The organism is Carnobacterium sp. (assembly GCF_049673005.1).
Classification (GTDB): domain Bacteria; phylum Bacillota; class Bacilli; order Lactobacillales; family Carnobacteriaceae; genus Carnobacterium_A.
Genome location: NZ_JBATXB010000033.1, coordinates 61,679 through 83,376 on the forward strand (window position 1 = coordinate 61,679; position 21,698 = coordinate 83,376).

The following is a 21,698-nucleotide window of genomic DNA, read 5'->3' on the forward strand; positions in this document are numbered from 1 at the left end:
TCGCTAATCCTTCATTTTTGGGTCAAATGCATCTCGTAAACCATCAGCTAACAAATTAAATGAAATCATTAATATACAAATAACTGCTGCTGGGTACCACATTAAGTGTGGTAAAAAACGGAAAGTTTTATATCCATCGTTAATTAACGTTCCAAGTGATGCTGTAGGAGCAGGAATACCAATACCAATGAAACTCAAGAAAGCTTCAAAGAAAATGGCAGCCGGAATCGAAAACATCGTTTGAATAATGATAATTCCCGATAAATTTGGAATTAAATGTTTAAAAGAAATTTTTATAGGTGATTCACCTAAAGTTTTAGCCGCTAAAATGTATTCTTGATTTTTTAATTTTAATGTTTGTGCCCTGATAACACGAGCCATTGAAATCCATCCTGTGATAGCTAATGCTATAATAATAGATTTAATACCTGGATCTAAAACAAGAAGCATTAAAATAACAACTACTAAGTTCGGTACACCAGATAATATTTCTAATACACGCTGCATTCCGTTATCCACTTTACCTCCAGACCAACCAGAGACTAGACCATAGATAACCCCAATCGTTAAATCGAAAAATGCTGCTACAAAAGCAATTAATAAAGATACACGAGTACCATGTAAAATACGAGAAAGTAAATCTCGACCTAAACCATCTGTTCCCAAATAATAGTTTACATCATCAGGAACGCCTTGTTGCTCATACTTATCAACACGAGTATTTCCAACAGTTTGTGTCCCATTTAAGCCATTAATGTTAATACCGGGGATTTTAGGTGGTAAATTTGCATGTGAGACTGTTTGAAAATCAGGATCATGGGGTGAAACAATTGGCGCGAATAGACTCAATAAAATAAAGATAATTAATATAAACAAGCTAATTACAGCAGCTTTATTCTTTTTCAGCCTTCTCCATGAATCCTCTAAGAAGCTCAGTGAAGGTGCTGTTATCTTCTCATTATCGACTTTGTCTGAGGCTCCTGCGGGGTTGAACATTTCAGGAGACAGTTTTGTTGTTTCGTCAACAGTTTGTTTTGAGTTGTCCATTTATTCGTCTCCTCCTTCATTTGTAACACGAATTCGAGGATCGATGACCCCGTATAAAACATCAACTACTAAAATAATACCAACTAGCATTGCTGAGTATAAAATTGTTACACCCATGATTGTTGGATAGTCGTTAGTCAAAATTGATTTTACAAATTGTTCCCCAATTCCCGGAATTGCAAAAATATTTTCTACAACTAATGAACCAGTCATCAAAGCAACGGCTATAGGACCCAGAATTGTGACCAACGGAATTAGTGCATTTCGCACTCCATGTTTAAAGGCTACTGTCCAACGACTCAATCCTTTAGCACGAGCTAACTCAACATAATCACTGCTTAGTACTTCTACCATCTCAGTACGGATAAAACGTGCTGAATCTGCAAGTGGTGCAATTGCTAAAGCAAGTGTTGGTAAAACTGACGAGCTAAATCCGTCATTCCACAAAGCAATTGGGAACCACTTTAAATAGACTCCAAAAACTAACTGTAGCAATACAGCTATAACAAAGTTAGGTATAGAACGACCAAGAATCGCCGTGAAGGTAGCTGTCGTGTCTATCCAGGTATTTTGGTTCATAGCTGCTATAACTCCTAATACGATCCCTAAGGTCGTTCCTAAAATAACCGCTTGTATTCCTAGTTGTAAAGAAGGACCTACCCTGGTTGATAATAGTTCGGTTACTGGCGTATTGTTAAACTGGAAAGATGTTCCTAAATCTCCTTTTAACAATCCTGACATGTAGATTAAATATTGAACCGGAAGTGGTTCATTCAATCCATACTTTTCATTCATAATAAAAATTTGTTCTTCTGATAACTTATCCTGGTTACTATATGGTGTTCCAGGTAAAAGATTCATTAAGAAAAACGTGATCGATGCAATTAAGAATAATGTCAAAAACATATACAATATACGTTTCCCAAGATATTTAGAATAATTTTTCATCGATTTAAGCACCTCCAGCAATTCATTTTATTTTTTATTCAAAAAGAGAATATACTATATAGAATAGCGTGTTATAGGGATAAATGCAAAAGTTTTTTTAATAACTTTGCTTTTAAAAAACATAACATTAGAAAACAATGGCGATTCTGCTGGTTTTCTAGTCGTTTTATCATCATTTTTTTACTTAAATTTTATTATTGTATTTCAATTCATTATACTGTAATTTAAACTTATCACTCGTTATTAGGAGGTCCAAAATGAAATTAAAAATTTCTGTATTAAATTTAACTAGTATTATTGTCATTTTATGTTTAATTTTAGAATTAATTATCTATAAAAAAATCAGCTTTTTCTTTACTACAAATATTCTTTTTGCTGTCGCAAGCTTTTTTTTAATCATTAGTCTTTTCTGGTCAGTATTATACTCTGGTGCTTTTGATTTCTTTCACTTTAGTATGAAGAAAGTAACTACAAGAATGCGTCGTGAAGACAACTCAGAAGAAGTTGAAAATATTCCTCTATCTAAGTCTGTTGGGCATGGATACAAGATGCCTTTAAAAGTAGGTTTATTACTGTTAATAATTAGCTTAGTTACGTTATTTTTCCATTACTTCTTTTAATAAAAAAGTGGGAATAAATGCCATCTTTAATTATATAGCTTATTCCTTCTTTTTTTCTCTAATAAATCAGTTTTATTAACTCTTCTTTATTGATACTTCCAAAATATTTTTGAATATCTATTTCATCAAAAACTTCCTCAATAGACTTCTGCTCATATTTTATATTTGTTAATTTTTCTTCAATATCTGAAACTTCACCTAACCCAAAAAAATCACCATAAATTTTTATATTTTTTATTCTACCTTTTTCTACGTTTAACTGAAATTCAACTGAGCCAATAGGAAAGCGATGACGTCTAATAAGTTCAAATTTAGGTGACTTCCCGTAATTCCAATCCCAATTTCTAAAATAATTAGTTGAAATTTCTTCAATTTCTTTCCAGTCTTGCTCAGTTAATCTATACTCTTTTATCTCTTCTTTAGAATCTACATCAAATATAGTTAATAATAGTTTGTTGCGAAACTCTTTCGTTGTCATGTATTGATACTCTTCCGATAGGTAGGGACGAATGTTCGTTACACGACTTCTGATTGATTTAATTCCTTTAGACTCAATCTTATCTTTTCTAACTTTTAAAGCACCTACAACTGCTTCTATATCACTATCAAACATTAATGTTCCATGAGCGGTCATACGACCATTTGAAGAATACATAGCATTTCCAGAAAATTTTTGTCCGTCAATTACTAAGTCATTCCGCCCTATTAAAGCTGCACCTTCTACACCCATTTTATGCAATGAATCAATCACTGGTTCAGTAAACTTTCCAAAATCTCTAAAAGAGTTCCCATCATCTTTTTTTATAAAACAAAAAGATAGATTACCAAAATCATGGTAAACAGCTCCTCCTCCTGATAAACGTCTCACTACATGAATATTATTTTTCTCCACATATTCTGTATTTATTTCTTCTATTGTATTTTGATTGCGCCCTATTATAATAGAAGGTTCATTAATATAAAACAATAAAACAGGCTCATCCAGTAAAACCTTTTTTAATAAAAATGTTTCTATTGCTAAATTTAATCTTGGATCTGTTATTTCTTTGCCGTTACGCTCATTAGCTACATAATACATGCCTTACTCCTCTTTTCTTTTATATCTACTCTACTTTTTATAGTTTAACAACTAAACCTTTCTTTGCCAAAATTATCTCTGTTTCAGGTGATTCATTAATTGCTTGTGCCTTCAGTAATTCTAAATCACTTTCTTGAGGTAAATGCGTCAAAATTAATTTTGGAACTTTTGCTTGCTTTGCAATCCTTGCAACTTCTATTGAAGTCATGTGGACACGATGATTTTCCATCCCTTTAAATAAATTTGTATCCGCTAACAAGACATCAGCACCTTGACTAAAAGGAATAAATTGAGGTAAGTATCCAGAATCAGCTGTAAATACCATTATCTTTCCAGTATTTTTTTCTACAATTCTTGTAGCATAGCAAGGAACCGGGTGTAGAGTCTTCATGAAACTTATTTTAAAAGGCCCGATGATCAACTCTTCTTCCTCTGAATACGCTACTCCTTTTGATATACGATCCATCGTAAGACGATTAAAATTGTCTATATCGTCTTGATGTCCATATATTGGTAAAACTTGCGCCCTAGTTTCATTATTGTTCAACCTTTTCAATTGTCTTGTATATTGTAAAACACCTACATCTGCAATATGATCAGCATGGTAATGGGTTAAAAGTAATGCATCTAATTCTAAAGGATCAATATATTTTTCAAGCGCGATCAAAGACGCACTTCCAGCATCGATTAGTAAATGAAAATCATCTGACTCCAATAAATAAGAACTTGTTCCTTCATTTTTTGTAGGATAGCCACCCCAATAGCCTAATACAGTTAATTGCATGATTACACTCTCCTTTTCTAGACCTATTTTCATTACCATACAACACTATTACCTTATTTAAAATAAAAAAGCCTTTTATTAATTAAAAAGACTTTCTATTTCAGGATACTTATAAATATTTTACCCCATTATAAACAATTTTGTTTTTTTGCATACTCTATAATTTGCTCACTAATCTCATTAGCTTGTTGGATACAGTGGTTAATCCCAAAGCCTGCTATACCTTGTCCCGCAATATAAATCCCCGGATATTCATTAAGAAGAATTTTTTTAGCGTCATTAATGTCTTCTTCATGAGTAACTGTAAACTGTGGAATTGCATCCGTCCATCTTTTGATAATACTAAACAGTGGTTCTTCACTAATTTCTAAAATAATTTTTAAGTCTTTTAGAATAGAATTTTCAATTTCTTTGTTACTTAGTGAAACTAAAGCATCTTCCCCATTTCGACCAAAGTTAACTCCAATTAAAACCTCTTCATCATTTTTAAAGGATGGCCATTTTTTATCTAAAAAAACAACCGATGTAACAAAAGAGTCACTTCTTCTAGGAGTAACTAGTCCAAAACCCTCTGGAACATTTTTAATCGCTTCTTTTGAAAATGCAAGAACGATATAACCGACTGAAGCTGTTTCTACTTTACTAAAAATTTTTTGAATCTCCGTATGATCAATCAATTTTGAGTATTCTGTTATAGGTGTTGCAATACAAATTGCTCCAACCCTAACTTGCTCAGTGTGATTTATATCTAAAATATAAACATCCTCATCATTTTTTTTTATTTCAAACACTTTTTTTCTATATTGAATATGAGGTTGTAATATTTCTTCTAGTGCCTCAGTTAAAACTGATAAGCCTTCTTTAAATGTTGCATAGTTACCAGAACCATCTAATAGTTCTGGGTGAGCCGCTAATCCTTTTTGTAAACTACCATACTTCATCTCAATGTCATAAATTAATTCTTTTGACGCCTTAATTCCAATCTTATCTAAATCACTTGCATAAATTTTTGTAAAAAACGGCTCAACAATGTGTTCAACCATCTCGTCTCCTAAAAGACGTTTTAAATAAGTACTAGTTTCTACATCTTTTTCTAGCTTTCTAAAAGTATTAAATAAACTTTTATACGTCACAATCTTCCCATACATAGTTAACAAATTGCCTTTCCATATATCTTTTCTTCTAATAGGAATACCATTATAAGTTGGGTAATCTAACTGGTACAACTGATTATAGAAAAAGACATCTGGCTTATTTCCCTCACTGTAAATAAGCCTATCTTCTAGACCAAGTTCTTTAATCAATTCTAAAGCTTCTGGATAACGTGTATCTATCGATTCCGCCCCCAAATCTATAGAACGATTTTTATTTTTCATTGTATATATTTTTCCGCCTACTCTTAAAGATCCTTCTAATAAGATTAACTCAAAAGGTAAATTTTCTTTTTCAATTTTTTGTTTGATGCGGTATGCTGCCGTTAATCCAGTAATACCGCCACCAATAATAGCAATTCTTTTTTTTGCTCTTTTCATATTCATTCTTCCCCTTTTAGCAGTTGAACTTATTCATCGAAAGTCTTTGTTTTATTATCGCAAGCATTTCAGCTGTTAATGAACTGTATAATTAGATTATCCAAATGTTATTTTTTCAACAGCATTGCTATCTAATCTTTTTATAACTTCTGTCATTAAGGCAACTGTATTCAAATAGTCGTCTTCATGAATAACCGAAGTATGTGAATGAAGATACCTAGTAGCAACTGTAATTGCTAATGAGGGCACACCGTTTCTTGTAACATGTTGGCTACCCGCATCTGTTCCCCCACCTGCTATTACTGTATACTGAAAAGGTATTTTTAATTCTTCTGCAACTCCAACTACAAAATCACGCAAGGCTTTATGTGCAACCATAGAAGCATCATAGATAATAATCTGTGGACCTTTACCTAGTTTCGAATCTGCTTCTTTTTCAGTCATTCCTGGCGTATCTCCTGCAGTACCGGTATCTAATGCAAAAGCAATATCTGGATCAACTAAGTAAGTTGACGTCTTCGCTCCACGTAACCCTACTTCTTCTTGGACATTTCCAACAGCAAAAGCCTTATTTGGATGACCGTCACGCACCAAATTTTCTAGCACGCTTAAAGTTACAGCGGTCCCAATACGATTATCCCAAGCTTTTGCCAATAAGAATTTAGATTCATTTAATCTTTTAAATTCAATATATGGAGTTACCATATCACCTGGCTTCACACCCCATGAAGAAACTTCCTCTTTACTTGTTGCTCCTATGTCAATAAACATTTCTTGAATATCATAGGCTTTATTTCTAACTTCAGCAGTCAATACATGAGGTGGTTTACATCCAATAACACCGTGCAGCACTTTACCTGTTGAAGTAGTTAATTGAACTTGTTGAGCTAACATAACTTGGGACCACCATCCTCCCAGTGTTTGAAACTTAATAAATCCTTTATCAGTGATTGCTGTAACCATAAAACCAACTTCGTCTAAGTGACTTGCAAACAATACTTTAGGGCCTGATTTATTTCCCTCATGACTTGCAATAACACTTCCTAATCCATCATACGTTATCGAAGAAGTAGAATTTTTAGCGTACTTTACAAATACATCCCTAACTTCTTTTTCGTTTCCAGGTATTCCTCTTGCATCCGTAAGTTCTTTTAACATTAGCAATTGTTTATCATCCATGCGAAATGACCTCCTGTATATACTTATTTTATCTATTATATCATTTTAATTCGTATAAAAGGAACACTTTTTATATACTAAAAATTAAAAGAAACAAGAAGAATGGTTTAACATTCTTCTTGTTTCTTCCTTACTATCCTAACTTAATTTTACTATTATTCTGAAACTGAAGCCCATTTAAATGAAAACTCAGGTCCCACTAAGTGTGTACCAATATCTTTAACATACGGCTTTTCAAGTATCGCATTATAGCGTTGGTAAATTGGTCCGATTGCTGCTTCTTCTAATAAAATCTTTTCAGCACTAAGCATATCAGCCCATCTTTTTTCAGGATCGTCAAGATCAGTCGTGCCAATTTTTTCAATTAGAGCATCATATTCTGGAATAGAGATACTCGCTTTGTTATTTGAATTACCTGTTTCAAATAATTCTAAGAAATTAATTGGATCTGCATAATCTGCTCCCCATCCTGCCATTTGAATATCATAGTCTTGACGCTTATTCACATCAAGTCGGACATTAAACGGAACTGAACGGATACTTATTTTTAGACCTGGTAAATTTTGCATTAACTGTCCTTGCATAAATTCTGAAGATTTTTTAGCATTTTCAGAATCATCTGAAAGCAATTCCAACTCTATTGATTCTACACCTAACTCTGCAAGTCCTTTTTTCATATAATCTTGTGCTTTTTCAATATCATATGTCAGTAAGTCGCCATTTTCTTCACGGTAGTCTTCATTAGTAGACGGATTTTTAGATAGTCCTTCTGGTACTAATCCGTTAGCTGGTAATGAACCATTTTGTAGAACTGTGTTAGCATAAGATTCTTTGTCGAATCCCATTGATATAGCTTTACGTATATTTTCATTCGCTAACGCAGTTGGTTCTCCGTTACGCTCTTGATTATATTTAAAGTAAAAAACAGACGATGTTGGAACTGATGCTAAATCAGAATCCCCTTGCTTTGTTTGTACGTATTCTCCAGATAATTTAATTCTATCTACTTCACCTGTATCATATAAATTAATAGCAGTAGAAGTTTCTTTTACAACATCTACATTAATGGCATCTAACTTAACTTTTTCAGCATCCCAGTAATCAGCATTTTTTTTATAAGACCAGCTTAGTCCCGTACCATCCCAGTCCGTTAAAACAAATGGACCGTTATAAATTGAATTATCGCTATCTGATGCGTATTTCTCTCCTTTTTCTGTTACATAAGCTTCATTTTGAGGTAAGAACATGGATAGTGATAATAAATCTTCAAAATAAGGTACCTTAGATTCTAATTGCACTTCTAAAGTTTTCTCATCAATTGCTTTTACTCCTAATTCTTCTGGCTTAATTTCTCCTTTATTAACTTCAGAAGCGTTTTTAATAATTCCCTGCATCATATAGGCAGATTGTGAACCAGTACTTGGATCGACTAAACGTCTCCATGAGAAAACAAAATCATTTGCAGTAACAGAATCCCCATTAGACCATTTTGCATCTTCTCTTAATTTGAAGGTGTATGTCAAACCATCCTCACTAATAGTAGGCTCTTCAGAAGCCATTGCAAGCTCAGGTTTGTTATCTAGATTCAAACGATACAATCCTTCCATTACATTGTTCATAACTGTAGAGCCAACTGTATCCGTGTTTAAAACTGAATCCATTGTTGGAATTTCAGCTGTTTCAACTAAATTTAATTCGTTTGTTGTTTTCCCATCTTTTGATTCTTCATTATCTGATCCACAGGCTACTAAAACAGCTGTTGATAATAACGTGATACCTAATAAGCTTAATAATTTCATTTTCTTCACATTTATTTCCCCCTGATTCATCAACTACTTATTACTTACTTTTTAATAATAATATACTTGATTCTATCATCACGAGGAAATTGACGCAAACTAGCATCATGGATTTCTAATGAATGTATTAGTATTTTCACATAAAGCAAAAAAAGAAGCAGATACAACTCTGCTTCTTTTTTTATTTTATTAGTGAAGATATTATTTTCCGTCTACATAAGCCCATTTGTATGAATATTCAGCTCCTACTAAGTGAGCAGCAATATCTTTAACATATGGTTTCTCTAAAACAGAATTGTAACGTTGATATATTGGTGCGATTCCAGCTGTTTCCATCAGAATTTTCTCTGCATCTAACATACCATTCCAACGTTCTTCTAAGTTTTCAACTTCGCTTAAAGAACTCTTGATTAAAGCGTCATATTCGTCATTAGCAAAACTTGATTTGTTGTTGCCATTATCTGAAGCAAATAACTCTAAGAAGTTAATTGGGTCAGCGTAATCAGCACCCCATCCAGACATTTCCATATCGTAATCTTGTTTAGTATCTGCTTCTAAACGAACTTTAAATGGAACACTGCGTAATGTAATATCTAAATCAGGTAGATTTTGAGTTAACTGGCCTTGCATATACTCAAGAGATTTCTTAGCATTTTCGCCATCGTCTCCAAGAATTTCTAACGTAAGACTATCTTTACCAATTTCTTCTAATCCTTTTGCAAAATGTTTTTGCGCTTCTTCAACATTAAATTCTAATAAATCACCATTTTGATCACGGAAATCTTTACCAGTATCTGGATCAACAGCTAATCCTTGAGGTACTAAGCCGTTAGCTGGTAAAGAACCATTTTGTAAAACAGTTTTAGCATAAGCTTCTTTATCAAAAGCCATTGCAATACCCTTACGGATATTTTCGTTAGCTAAATCAGTTTTCTCACCATCGCGCTCTTGGTTAAATTTGAAGTAGAAAACAGATGAAGTTGGTTCAACACGTAAATCTTCATTATCTTGTTGAGTTTGCACATATTCTCCAGATAATCTCATACGGTCAATACCGCCAGTTTCATATAAGTTTAATGCCGTTGAAGTTTCTTTAACTACGTCAAAATTGATTGTATCCAATTTAACATTGTCTACATCCCAATAATCTTCGTTCTTTTGGTAAACCCAGCTCAATCCTGTTCCGTCCCATTCTGTTAAAGTAAATGGTCCGTTATAAACTAGACTATCACTGTTTGAGGCAAATTTGTCACCTAACTCTTCAACATAAGCTTGATTTTGAGGATAATACATAGGTAGAGTTAACAAATCTTTGAAGTAAGGTACCGCACGAACTAATTTAACCTCAAGAGTTTTTTCATCTATCGCTTTTGCTCCTAGTTCACTTGGTTCTTTTTCTCCATTAATAATTTCTGTTGCATTTACAACGATATCTTGAATCATATAATTATATGCAGCTGCAACCGTAGGATCTGACAATCTTTGCCATGCATAAACAAAGTCAGCAGCAGTAACAGGGTCTCCATTAGACCAGTTTGCATCATCTCTAATTTTAAATGTATAAGTTAGATTATCTTCACTAACTTCTGGCTCAGCCTCTAGCATACCTAAAACAAGTTCACCTTCTAAACCTTGACGATAAAGTCCTTCAAAAACGTTATTCATTACGTTACCACCAACTACGTCTGTATTTAAAACAGAATCCATTGTTGGAATTTCTCCACTTTCAATTAAATTAAGTACTTGTTCCTCATCTAGTTTACTATCTGTTGCTTTTGAAGAAGTATCTTCACCATCAGTTCCTCCGCCACAAGCCGCCAACAACAAGGCAGACGTTGCAGTAATACCAAGCAAGCTCAACATTTTATTTTTTTTCATATTGTTTTCCCCCTGTTTTTTATATTATACAAATTTCTGTATGAGTGAATATTAGTTTACTCATATAATTCTATCATCTTATTCTCATTTAATCAATACGTTTTTTCATAATTCACTAATAATATAATAATATTGTTAGTTTAATTAAAAATAAGTTTGATTTATAAATGGAGATGACTGTAAAAGCTCTTCATCATTAGTGATGTATCAACATAACCAAAATTTTCTCTCTTAGATAAACATATTTAAACAATACAAAAAAAAGACTAGAACAGTTAAGTTCTAATCTTTAAATGTTTTTAAAATTATTTGCCTAAAGCAATTTTAGCTTGCTCTGTTAATGCTGTAAACGCTGCTGCATCTGTAACAGCAATATCAGCTAACATTTTACGGTTGATATCAATCTCAGCCAATTTAAGACCGTGCATGAATGTGCTATAGCTCATGTTGTTTATACGAGCTGCTGCATTGATACGAGCAATCCATAATTTACGGAAATCGCGTTTCTTTTGACGACGATCTCTGTATGCATATTGATAAGACTTCATTACTGCTTGTTTAGATACTTTGAATAAAGTATGTTTTGAACCATAATAACCTTTTGCTAATTTTAATATTTTTTTGTGACGTTTACGAGTAACCGTCCCACCTTTAACACGTGGCATATTAATTTCCTCCTCGAAGATGTTTTCTTTTTAGAAAACTCTTATACATAATTATCTTTATAATTGTTATTAAAATCTATTCAATATTACCAGTTAGCTAATTGCTGACGAATACGTTTCATATCGCCTGCTGAAACCATTCCAGCTTTACGTAATTTACGTTTTTGTTTTTGAGATTTATTTGCAAACATATGGCTTGTTTTTGCGTGATGACGTTTCAATCCGCCATTACCTGTTCTTTTGAATCGTTTAGCTGATCCACGGTGTGTTTTTTGTTTTGGCATTATTTTTTCCTCCTTAAAATACTCTTACTTTTCAGTTTTTGGTGCTAAAATCAAGAACATACTACGTCCATCCATCTTAGCGGCTGATTCAATACTAGCAATATCGGCTGTTTCTAGCGCTAATCGATCTAAAACCTTTTTACCAATCTCTTTATGAGTAATGGCACGTCCTTTAAAACGAATAGATGCTTTAACTTTATCTCCTTTTTCAAGGAACTTACGGGCATTGCGTAATTTTGTATTGAAATCATTCAAATCAATTGTTGGACTTAAACGAACTTCTTTAAGACCGACTATTTTTTGATGTTTACGGGCTTCACGTTCTTTTTTCTGTTGCTCAAAACGGAACTTACCATAATCCATAATACGTGCTACGGGTGGTTTTGCTGTTGGAGCAACTAAGACTAAGTCTAAGTTTTCTGCTTCTGCAATTGCCAATGCTTCACTCTTGGTTTTAAGCCCAAGTTGGTCACCATTACTACCTATAACGCGCAATTCACGTGCACGAATGCCGTCATTTACCATCATATCTTTTGCTATGGTCATACACCTCCATTAGATTTGAGAGAAAGAACAGCAGAAAAATAGGCAAGTTCGCAATGAACTCGCCTATAAATAATTTCCAACTTACGCCTTACGTAAGTTATCATCGTTTATATCTAGCCCAGAGACTTTTAGTCAACTTAGGCGAGAAGCGAGTGCTTCTGCTTTGTTTTCTCAACTTTTAAATTGTAACACGACTTATTAGTTTTGTAAACCTTTAACGACTGAAATTTTCTATTTCTATTCTAATTTCTTTAAGATACTCTTCTAAATCTACTACTTGAGTTGATTTCTCACCATATTTACGTACAGCTACTGTAGAATTTAATACTTCATCATCTCCAACAACTAACTGATAAGGGATTTTTTGTGTTTGTGAAGATCGAATCTTATATCCCATTTTCTCATTACGATCATCGACATCAACTCGCATCCCAATTGATTCCATTTTACTTTTGATATCATAAGCATAATCAGTATGAAGTCCTAGATTAACTGGAATAATAGTTGCTTGAACAGGGGCTAACCATGTAGGAAAAGCTCCTTTATATTCTTCTATTAGATAAGCAACAAAACGTTCCATAGTTGAGACAATTCCACGGTGAATCACAACAGGTCGATGAGTATTTTCTCCATCTTCGCCAACATAAGTTAAATCAAATCTTTCAGGCAGCAAAAAATCTAATTGAATAGTTGAAAGTGTCTCCTCAACTCCGATTGCTGTTTTAACTAATACATCTAATTTTGGACCATAAAATGCTGCTTCTCCTTCTGCTTCAAAATAGTCTAATTGTTTTTCATCCATTGCATCTTTGATCATTTTTTGAGCTTTTTCCCACATCGCATCATCATCAAAATATTTATCTGTATTCTTAGGATCTCTGTAACTTAAACGAAAACGGTAGTCTTTGATATTAAAATCTTCATATACCGCTAGCATAAGTTCAACCGTACGCAAAAACTCTTCTTGAATTTGATCTGGTCGTACAAATGTGTGCCCATCGTTTAAAGTCATTTCTCGTACGCGTTGTAAACCAGAAAGGGCACCACTTTTCTCATAACGGTGCATTTGACCTAGTTCGGCAATTCTAATAGGTAACTCGCGGTAACTGTGAACATCATTTTTATAAACCATCATGTGATGAGGACAATTCATTGGACGCAATACCAACATCTCTCCTTCACCCATATCCATTGGCGGGAACATATCCTCATGGTAGTGATCCCAGTGCCCTGAAGTTTTATATAAATTTACATCAGCTAAAACCGGTGTATAGACATGTTGGTAGCCTAGGCTAATTTCACGATCTGTGATGTATCGTTCAATTGTACGTCGAATTGTCGCCCCTTTTGGTAACCAAAAAGGCAGACCCGAACCTACTTCTGGTGAAATCATAAATAAATCTAATTCTTTTCCTAGTTTACGATGATCTCGTAACTTAGCTTCTTCACGCATTTGTAAAAACTCTTTTAAAGCTTTTTTATCAAAAAATGCTGTTCCATAGATACGTTGCATCATTTTATTATCTGAGTTGCCTCTCCAATAAGCTCCAGCAAGCGATAAAAGTTTAAATACTTGTATTCTTCCTGTTGTTGGAACATGGACTCCGCGACACAAATCAACAAAATCTCCTTGAGTGTATACGGTAATTTGTTCATCTTCGGGTAATGCTGTTATTAACTCCACTTTGTAAGGATCTTCACTGAATAACTCAAGAGCTTCAGAGCGGGTTAATTCTTTACGGATAATTGGGTTATTCTCTTTAACAATTGTCATCATTTCTGCTTCAATACGTGGTAAATCTTCTTCAGTAATTGGTGTTTCTGTATCAGTATCATAGTAGTACCCAGAATCAATTGCAGGCCCTACACCAAATTTAATGTCAGGATACAGTCTTCTTAAGGCATTCGCCATTAAATGAGCAGTCGAATGGCGAACGATTTGTAAAGCATCTTCATGATCTGGAGTAATAATTTCTAATAGTCCGTTTTCTTCAAGCGGTTGACTATAATCTACAAGTTCACCATTAAATTTTCCTGCTAATCCTTTCTTTGCTAACCCTTTACTTATACTTTCAGCTACTTCTTTTGTTGAAATACCTTTAGGCATTATCTTTTCTGCACCATCAGGTAGAGTGATTTTTATTTCTGACATAATTTTCTTCCTCCAATTCATTTATATTAAAAAAATAAAAAAAAATCCCTTTTATGCTAATTGCTTAACATAAAAGGGACGACAAAGTCGTGGTTCCACCCAAGTTCAGAATCCTATAGCAATATAAACAAGCGTTCATACTGTAGAATTCACTCTTAGCTGATAACATTAGCTAAATGACCTCTGCTACTTAAAGATAGTTCACAGGGATACTCAAAAGTGGTAAAAACAAGGACTATTCAGGAAACTTCCAGCCATGGTCTCCTTCTCTTAAAGAACGTTTTCTTATTTTTTTGTCTTTTTCAAAGATTTTTATCTATTGATACTATTAAAACAGATTTAATGTTAAAAATCAAGTCACTATTAAGCTCATCTTACTACCGCAATAAAAAAAATGATTTTAAGATAACCTACGATTTTTCCCTGTCATCTCTAATTCTTTAGACAAATATCTTATTCGTTCCATTATACGCTGTGCCTTAAGCGGCTCATCTTCTCCTCTTTGTGTTACTCTTAAATGTTCATCACCTAAGTGTTTCATATCAAGATTGGATGAAAAGAAAGTTGGCAATTGTTCTTGCATTCGGTACTGTAAAATTACTCCTAAGACATCATCTCGTATCCAACTAGACATTGAATCTGCTCCAATGTCATCTAGCATTAGAATAGAAGCTTTTTTTACAGCTTCTAATTTTTCTCCGGTAGTATTCTGTCCAATAGCTTGTTTCATTTCAACCGCAAAAGAAGGAAAATGCATCAATGTGGATGGGTATCCTTTTTCTGCTAACTCGTGAGCGATTGCTCCTAATAAAAATGATTTCCCTACACCAAATGGCCCGTATAAATAAAGCCCTTGGTGAAATCCCTTAGGTTCTTCTAAATAATCTCCAATAAAGTCATATGCAGCAGTAATTGCTTTTGCACGCATATCGGTTATATGGAATTGTTCAAATGTTGCAGTTCTTACATCTTTAGGCATATCCATTGAATGAATTCGATTTTTAATCGCCTGTTCCTTTTGTTTAGCAATTAATTCAGAGGTAGGCACGTAAGACACATCTATAAAATGATAATTCATAATCAGTTGTGGCTTATAACCTGGAGCCATCATTCCTACCTTCTCATGGTATTTTTTCTTTTCATTTACAAATTCATATAATTTTGCATAACTTTTCATTATTGATTCTTGAGTCAACATTTCTTTGTTTTTTTCAATAAAATTCTGAACATCTGAATCATTCAAAACTTCTTGAATAAGGTTTTCATATTGTTCAGATAAATTTCGATCTTTTAGCATTTTCGTTAGATTTTTACCCATATCTTCCATCTATTACTCACCTTCTTTTCCAAAGCTTTGAATTTTTTTCAATCTATCCATAAAAGCTTGTTTTTCAATTTCACTCATAGGTTTTTCAATTTTTTCTACATTCCCATCTTTAGCCCATTCCGGAAGAGTTTCAGTTCTTATTTTGTTGTTATTCCCGTAATTAGAAGAAGGGTAACGCGAATATTGTTTTTTTTGTGCTTGCTCTATTTTTTCAGCGTTTTCTTGATACATTGTTTTAACTTTTTGAAGAGCTTTTTCAGGCGAAACAACTTTATTTTGAGCCCAATCATTTGAAATTTTATAAGCCAGTGATTTTTCAAAGATAGGGTTGTCTCTAATTGCCAATATATAGTGAATCAGTATATTGATAACTGAAGTGGGTAAATTAGCTTTAGTAAGTATTTCTTGTAAAGTCCATTCTTCATTTTTTGTAACATATCCGCCTTTTTGTTTTTTTATAGACGTCATAAAATCAAAAGGACTTATTTCTTCACTAGCCTCAACTAAATTTATTTCGCTATCAGTTAACCCTTCTTGTCTTAAATAAGCGAGACGATTTTTTTGCTGCTTCTTATCGGCTTGAATATCTATCTCAACAATATCTTCTAATTTAACTTTATCTTGCTTCACATCATGGTATTGACGGTAGACGATATTTTTCAATTTACGTTCATCTACACTACCTGTATCAATATCACTTGCTTCTAAAACATATTGTTGCATATCAAGCTCGTTGATGCCATACATTGTATGTAGCACCAGTATCGCAGACTCTAGTTCTTTAGTGATAGCTGACCGATTAATATAATGCTTATTGAGACCGGCATAGAAAAACTTGAAATCAAATGTTTGTGAATCAAGTACTGGACCATCAGGAATATTTTCTCCTACTAATTCTAAAGATTCCTTTAACGTTTCACTTTCTCGTTTTAGTAAGTTTGCATCGAAGCGGTAAACATCTAAAAATGATTTTGTAATTTCTTCGTAATGTTCTTTATCAAATGAAGAAATAGTAAAGCGATTTCTTAGATTTTTAAATTTACGGCTTCCAACAGTTTCTAACAGAAGCAAACTTAACAAGTCGTCTCTAAAGAATGTGGCACTTGACTGAGGTGAAAGCAATTCATAAATATAAATTTTATCTGATTGAGAACTTTTCAAATAACTTTTTAACAACCCAATTGCTTCCAATTTTATTCTTGCTTGATACAATTCAGGTATTCCAATGTTTAGTAATGTTAATAATTCAGAATGTAATATGCCATTACTCCAGTACGTTTCTTCACCAACTTCTGTCCATAATGTCATATAAAGACTATAAGCATTAGACCCAATTAGAGGCTGGTAAAGAAAAGTAAGGATTTTTCGGTCTACATCTGAAAGTTGGGCATTTTGCCGGACCAAGAATCCATCTTTAGGACTCATGTTTTTCCACGGATAATTCAAATGCCTTCACACCCTTCTAATTCATTCAATCTTTACTCGATTTTTTTTCAGACTTCTTTTTTTCAAGCTCTTGTAATTCAGTTAAAAACACACTCATATCTTTAAATTGACGGTAAACACTTGCAAAGCGAATATAAGCCACATCATCTACCTCAACTAATTTTTCCATGATGTATTCACCAATTATAGCTGAAGAAATTTCATTTTCGCCTAGGCTTCTGATTTTATTTTCTACTTCGTCTACTATTCTCTCTACTTGCTCTATCGCAACTGGTCGTTTTTCACATGATCGAATAATCCCCCGTAATATTTTTTCACGGTTAAATTCTTCTCTGGTTCCATTTTTTTTGATAACGAGTAACGGTGCTTGTTCTACTCTTTCAAAGGTTGTAAATCTGAAACTACACGCTTCACATTCTCTTCTTCTGCGAATAGCCCTTCCATCATCTGCGGGACGACTATCGACAACTCTGGAACCATTATTTTGACAGCGAGGACATTGCACTATTCATCATCCTTTTTTTATAGTTTTCTTTAGAAATAGATTATTTGACTTATTATAACCTTATTATAACACAGCTCGCAAATAGGTTAAATACAAGAAACTATTCTCCATTTCCTCTTAGTATAGAGATAGAAAGACACTAAAAAAATGAACAGTTTAAACTGCTCATTTTTCATTACTTATACTTTTTCTAAAAAATTATTTTCTATTAACCAAGCATAAACTTGTCTTTTTGTGCTAAAAATAGAATCATTATTATCAATAACTACATTAGCTTGTTCCATTTTATTTTCTATAGGAAATTGTGACGCTATCCTTAACTCAGCTGCCTTTCTAGTTAACTGGTCACGTTTCATCAATCGACTAAGTTGTGTTTCTTTTGAGGTAGCAATTACCATCACCAAATCAACTTCTGATAAATAATTTTTCTCGTATAATAAGGGAATATCTAAAACAATCAACGAAGGCGTTAGTTTAAGATAATCATTCATTTGTTTTAATATCCACTTACGTATATTTTTTTCTAATATACTGTCTAGTTTTTTTAGTTGTTCTGTATCATTAAAAACTATTTCACCTAATTTTTTTCTATCTAAAGTACCATCTAATTTGAGAATTTTTTCACCAAAATGTTCTACAATCTTTTTTAAGCCCTCTGTACCTGGTTCAACAATAGCCCTCGAACCAACATCCGCATCAACAACAGGAATCTTCAATTCTTTAAAATAATCACTTACTGTAGACTTCCCTGTTGCAATTCCTCCTGTTAAACCTAGAATAACTGTCATTAAAGACATCCTTTCCCTAAGAGCGGGGCAAACTATTTTTTGTCGTTAATTTTTGACAATTGGCACATACATGAGTACCTCTTTGAGCCACTTTTATTTTTTGTATTGGAGCACCACAATTTATACAAGGTTCATTAGTTTTACCGTAAACGTGTAACTCAACTTGAAAACTACCAACTTCTCCTAGGGCATTTTTGTACGTTCTTATTGTTGTTCCTCCTGCCAACACTGCCTTTCTAAGAACGTCAATAATAGCTTGATGAAGTCCTTCAACTTCTTTAGGTTTTAGTGAATTGGCTGGTCTAAGAGGGTGGATTTTAGCTTCAAATAAAGCTTCGTCTACATAAATGTTTCCTAATCCCGCAACAACTTTTTGTTCTAACAAAAGAGGTTTAATAGCTCGACTCTTTTGCTTTAATACTTTTTTAAAATGAGTCAAGTCAAATGTTTCTGGAACTGGCTCAGGTCCAATTGTTTTTAATCCAGCAACTGTGAACTCTTTTCCTTTTGGAACTAACGTCATTCTTCCAAATTTACGGACATCAAGATAACGTAAATCTCGACCATCAGCTAAATGAAAAACAACATGCGTATGCTTTTTTAATGGTTCATTTGTATCCGAAACTTCGTATTTCCCTTCCATTCTTAGGTGGCTAACCATAACACAATGATCAAAATCAAATAATAAATACTTGCCTCTTCTTTTGATATCTGTCAAATGAGCCCCTATTAATTGAGAGGTGAAATCTTCACTATGTGTTTCTCCTGAAATAATCCGATTCCAATAAACATCTACACCTATAATGGTGCTTCCTTTAATAAGTTTCAGTAAACCTCGCCTTACTGTTTCAACCTCTGGCAACTCTGGCACTGTTTTCAACCTCTTCTTTCTACTTTTTATTACTTTGATTCATACCAACTAAATCCACTACTGCTATCTACTTTTAGCGGAACATTTAAAGCAACCGCATTTTCCATTACTTCCGTAACCAATTTCTCAAGAAGGGGTATTTCAGATTCTGGTGCTTCAAAAATCAATTCATCGTGAACTTGTAACAACATAGTTGCTTTTAATCCTTCAATTTCTAAACGTTTAGCCATTTCTATCATGGCTACTTTGATAATATCAGCCGCACTTCCTTGAATTGGAGTATTCATAGCCGTTCTTTCAGCAAATGAACGCAAGTTAAAATTACGTGAATTGATATCCGGTAAATAGCGTCTCCTATGGAATAACGTTTCAACATATCCTTTTTCTTTTGCTTCCCGTACGATATCTTCCATATAGATTTTCACACCAGGATACTTAACAAAATACGTATCAATAAATAGTTGTGCTTCTTTGCGACTAATATCTAAATTTTTTGATAATCCATAATCACTAATTCCGTATACTATACCAAAGTTAACAGCCTTAGCCTGACTACGCATTGCTGACGTTACATCCTCTTGTTTTTCAATACCAAAGACCCGCATTGCCGTGCTTGCATGAATATCTTGTCCTTCAATAAAAGCTTCTTTTAAATGGTCATCATCCGATATATGAGCTAGCACACGTAACTCTATTTGTGAATAGTCAGAAGCAAATATTTTCCATCCGTCGTGACTGGGTACAAATGCTTGTCTAATCTTTCTTCCTTCTTCTAATCGAATAGGAATATTTTGTAGATTAGGATCTATCGAACTTAATCGTCCAGTTTGAGCAATGGTTTGCATATAGCGAGTGTGGATTTTTCCACTATTACCATGAATAACTTTTAACAACCCTTCTATATAGGTAGATTGCAACTTTGCTATTTGTCTATATTCTAAAATATCTTCAACTATTGGCGCTTGGTCTTTTAATTGTTCTAAAACATCTACCGCCGTAGAATATCCTGTTTTTGTTTTTTTAATAACAGGATAACCCATTTTCTCAAATAAGATAATTCCTAATTGTTTCGGTGAATTCAAATTAAATGTTTCTCCAGCTAATTCATAAACACGATTTTCAATTCCTGTTAGTCTTTCTGCAAATTCCACTTTCATTTCTCTTAATCTCTGTGCATCAACTTTTATTCCACTAATTTCCATTTTTGCTAAAACCATTGCTAAAGGTAGTTCCATATCGTAAAAAAGTTCTGTCTGATTATTTTTTGCCAAATGTTGTTCAAGTTGCTTACTTAGAAAAACAATCGCCTTTACTTTTTGGGCAATATGTTCGTACATAATCGATAGGTCTTCTGGAATATGAATTTTTGCCCCTTTTCCATAAATAGATTCATCTGGGGACACATTGTAATAATCATGTTCTGTAGCAACTTCCGATAGATCTTTACTGTTGTCTTTTGTATTTAAAATATAAGATGCCAATAATATATCAAATTGGCTATTCTTCAATTCAATCCCATAACGATTTAAAGCAACATAGGTTCGTTTAACATCAAAAACTTTTTTCGATAAAGTGGCATTCTGAGCCCATTTTCGAAAATGAGGTGAATGTAAAACAACTTCTGGATCGCTTACGAAAATCTGATTTTCATCCCCCCACCCAACACTAATGATTTCTGAGGTATGGTAGTTATCCGTTAACATTTCAAGATATAAGCCCATTTTATCCGAAAACATTTCGGATGTAATATCTGATACAAATTCATAGGATACTTCTTCTCTCAATTCTTCATTAGCTGCATCGTATTCTGTTGTATCTAATTTACTTAAATGTGTTTTAAAATCCATTTCTTTATAAAACTGGATAAGTTTTTCTATATCTGGTCCATTATAGGTTAAGTCATTTACTCCAATTGTTATTGGCGTATTTAGCATAATTGTTGCTAAACGTTTACTAAGAAGAGCTATTTCTTTTTCATTAATTAAGTTTTCTTTCATTTTACTTTTTTTCAGATCGGCTACATGCTCGTAAACACCTTCTACAGAATGGTATTCTTTTAATAACTTTAATGCTGTTTTTTCTCCAATTTTAGTAACACCAGGTATGTTGTCCGATGCATCACCTGCAAGTCCTTTGAGATCAATAATTTGCTTTGGTTTAATACCCATTTCGTTAGCAATTGATTCAATTGTATACTCTTTGAGTTCACTAACGCCTTTTACTGTAATATCTACTCGAACATTTTCTTT

Annotated in this window: 19 protein-coding genes; 1 reads left to right on the forward strand and 18 read right to left on the reverse strand. The window is 33.3% G+C overall.

The features are described 5' to 3' along the window. Window positions 1-3: 3 nt before the first annotated feature. Window positions 4-1,047: an oligopeptide ABC transporter permease gene (gene opp3C / locus WBF61_RS03120; RefSeq protein WP_424253811.1), complete on the reverse strand. Its 1,044-nt coding sequence runs from the start codon at window positions 1,045-1,047 to the stop codon at window positions 4-6. Continuing rightward, window positions 1,048-1,995, reverse strand: coding sequence for an oligopeptide ABC transporter permease (gene opp3b, locus WBF61_RS03125; protein ID WP_424253813.1), 948 nt, complete (start codon window positions 1,993-1,995; stop codon window positions 1,048-1,050). A 257-nt stretch (window positions 1,996-2,252) separates the two neighbouring features. Between opp3b and WBF61_RS03130 the strand changes: the two genes are divergently transcribed. Then, on the forward strand, window positions 2,253-2,615 hold the full coding sequence (locus WBF61_RS03130) for a DUF3899 domain-containing protein (protein ID WP_424253814.1): 363 nt from the start codon (window positions 2,253-2,255) through the stop codon (window positions 2,613-2,615). A gap of 58 nt (window positions 2,616-2,673) precedes the next feature. Here WBF61_RS03130 and WBF61_RS03135 read toward each other — a convergent pair whose 3' ends face one another. The 16 genes from WBF61_RS03135 to polA form a co-directional block, all read right to left on the reverse strand. After that, window positions 2,674-3,693: a lipoate--protein ligase gene (locus WBF61_RS03135; RefSeq protein WP_424253816.1), complete on the reverse strand. Its 1,020-nt coding sequence runs from the start codon at window positions 3,691-3,693 to the stop codon at window positions 2,674-2,676. Between the two features lie 37 nt (window positions 3,694-3,730). After that, window positions 3,731-4,477, reverse strand: a complete 747-nt coding sequence (locus WBF61_RS03140) for an MBL fold metallo-hydrolase (protein WP_424253818.1) — start codon at window positions 4,475-4,477, stop codon at window positions 3,731-3,733. A gap of 128 nt (window positions 4,478-4,605) precedes the next feature. After that, on the reverse strand, window positions 4,606-6,009 hold the full coding sequence (hemG, locus tag WBF61_RS03145; RefSeq protein ID WP_424253820.1) for a protoporphyrinogen oxidase: 1,404 nt from the start codon (window positions 6,007-6,009) through the stop codon (window positions 4,606-4,608). A 96-nt stretch (window positions 6,010-6,105) separates the two neighbouring features. Next, on the reverse strand, window positions 6,106-7,188 hold the full coding sequence (locus WBF61_RS03150; RefSeq protein WP_424253822.1) for a M42 family metallopeptidase: 1,083 nt from the start codon (window positions 7,186-7,188) through the stop codon (window positions 6,106-6,108). A gap of 155 nt (window positions 7,189-7,343) precedes the next feature. Then, window positions 7,344-8,996, reverse strand: coding sequence for a peptide ABC transporter substrate-binding protein (locus WBF61_RS03155; protein ID WP_424253824.1), 1,653 nt, complete (start codon window positions 8,994-8,996; stop codon window positions 7,344-7,346). A 192-nt stretch (window positions 8,997-9,188) separates the two neighbouring features. Beyond that, on the reverse strand, window positions 9,189-10,865 hold the full coding sequence (locus WBF61_RS03160) for an ABC transporter substrate-binding protein (RefSeq protein WP_424253826.1): 1,677 nt from the start codon (window positions 10,863-10,865) through the stop codon (window positions 9,189-9,191). Between the two features lie 305 nt (window positions 10,866-11,170). Further along, complete coding sequence (rplT, locus tag WBF61_RS03165) at window positions 11,171-11,530, reverse strand: 50S ribosomal protein L20 (protein WP_424253828.1); 360 nt, start codon at window positions 11,528-11,530, stop codon at window positions 11,171-11,173. Window positions 11,531-11,616: 86 nt separating this feature from the next. Then, the gene (rpmI, locus tag WBF61_RS03170) at window positions 11,617-11,814 is read right to left on the reverse strand and encodes a 50S ribosomal protein L35 (RefSeq protein WP_424253830.1); all 198 of its coding nucleotides are present in this window, start codon (window positions 11,812-11,814) and stop codon (window positions 11,617-11,619) included. Window positions 11,815-11,838: 24 nt separating this feature from the next. Beyond that, window positions 11,839-12,360, reverse strand: coding sequence for a translation initiation factor IF-3 (infC, locus tag WBF61_RS03175; protein WP_085560333.1), 522 nt, complete (start codon window positions 12,358-12,360; stop codon window positions 11,839-11,841). 214 nt (window positions 12,361-12,574) lie between these two features. Beyond that, the gene (gene thrS, locus WBF61_RS03180; RefSeq protein ID WP_424253833.1) at window positions 12,575-14,512 is read right to left on the reverse strand and encodes a threonine--tRNA ligase; all 1,938 of its coding nucleotides are present in this window, start codon (window positions 14,510-14,512) and stop codon (window positions 12,575-12,577) included. Window positions 14,513-14,912: 400 nt separating this feature from the next. After that, entirely contained in the window at window positions 14,913-15,839 is a 927-nt protein-coding gene (gene dnaI, locus WBF61_RS03185) for a primosomal protein DnaI (protein ID WP_424253835.1), read from the reverse strand. A 3-nt stretch (window positions 15,840-15,842) separates the two neighbouring features. Further along, on the reverse strand, window positions 15,843-17,285 hold the full coding sequence (locus WBF61_RS03190) for a replication initiation and membrane attachment family protein (RefSeq protein ID WP_424253837.1): 1,443 nt from the start codon (window positions 17,283-17,285) through the stop codon (window positions 15,843-15,845). 25 nt (window positions 17,286-17,310) lie between these two features. Continuing rightward, window positions 17,311-17,790, reverse strand: a complete 480-nt coding sequence (gene nrdR, locus WBF61_RS03195) for a transcriptional regulator NrdR (RefSeq protein WP_424253839.1) — start codon at window positions 17,788-17,790, stop codon at window positions 17,311-17,313. Window positions 17,791-17,969: 179 nt separating this feature from the next. Then, the gene (coaE, locus tag WBF61_RS03200; RefSeq protein WP_424253841.1) at window positions 17,970-18,578 is read right to left on the reverse strand and encodes a dephospho-CoA kinase; all 609 of its coding nucleotides are present in this window, start codon (window positions 18,576-18,578) and stop codon (window positions 17,970-17,972) included. Between the two features lie 16 nt (window positions 18,579-18,594). After that, window positions 18,595-19,449: a DNA-formamidopyrimidine glycosylase gene (mutM, locus tag WBF61_RS03205; protein WP_424253842.1), complete on the reverse strand. Its 855-nt coding sequence runs from the start codon at window positions 19,447-19,449 to the stop codon at window positions 18,595-18,597. Between the two features lie 29 nt (window positions 19,450-19,478). Then, the coding region (gene polA / locus WBF61_RS03210) for a DNA polymerase I (RefSeq protein WP_424253843.1) at window positions 19,479-21,698 on the reverse strand (2,220 nt) is incomplete at its 5' end.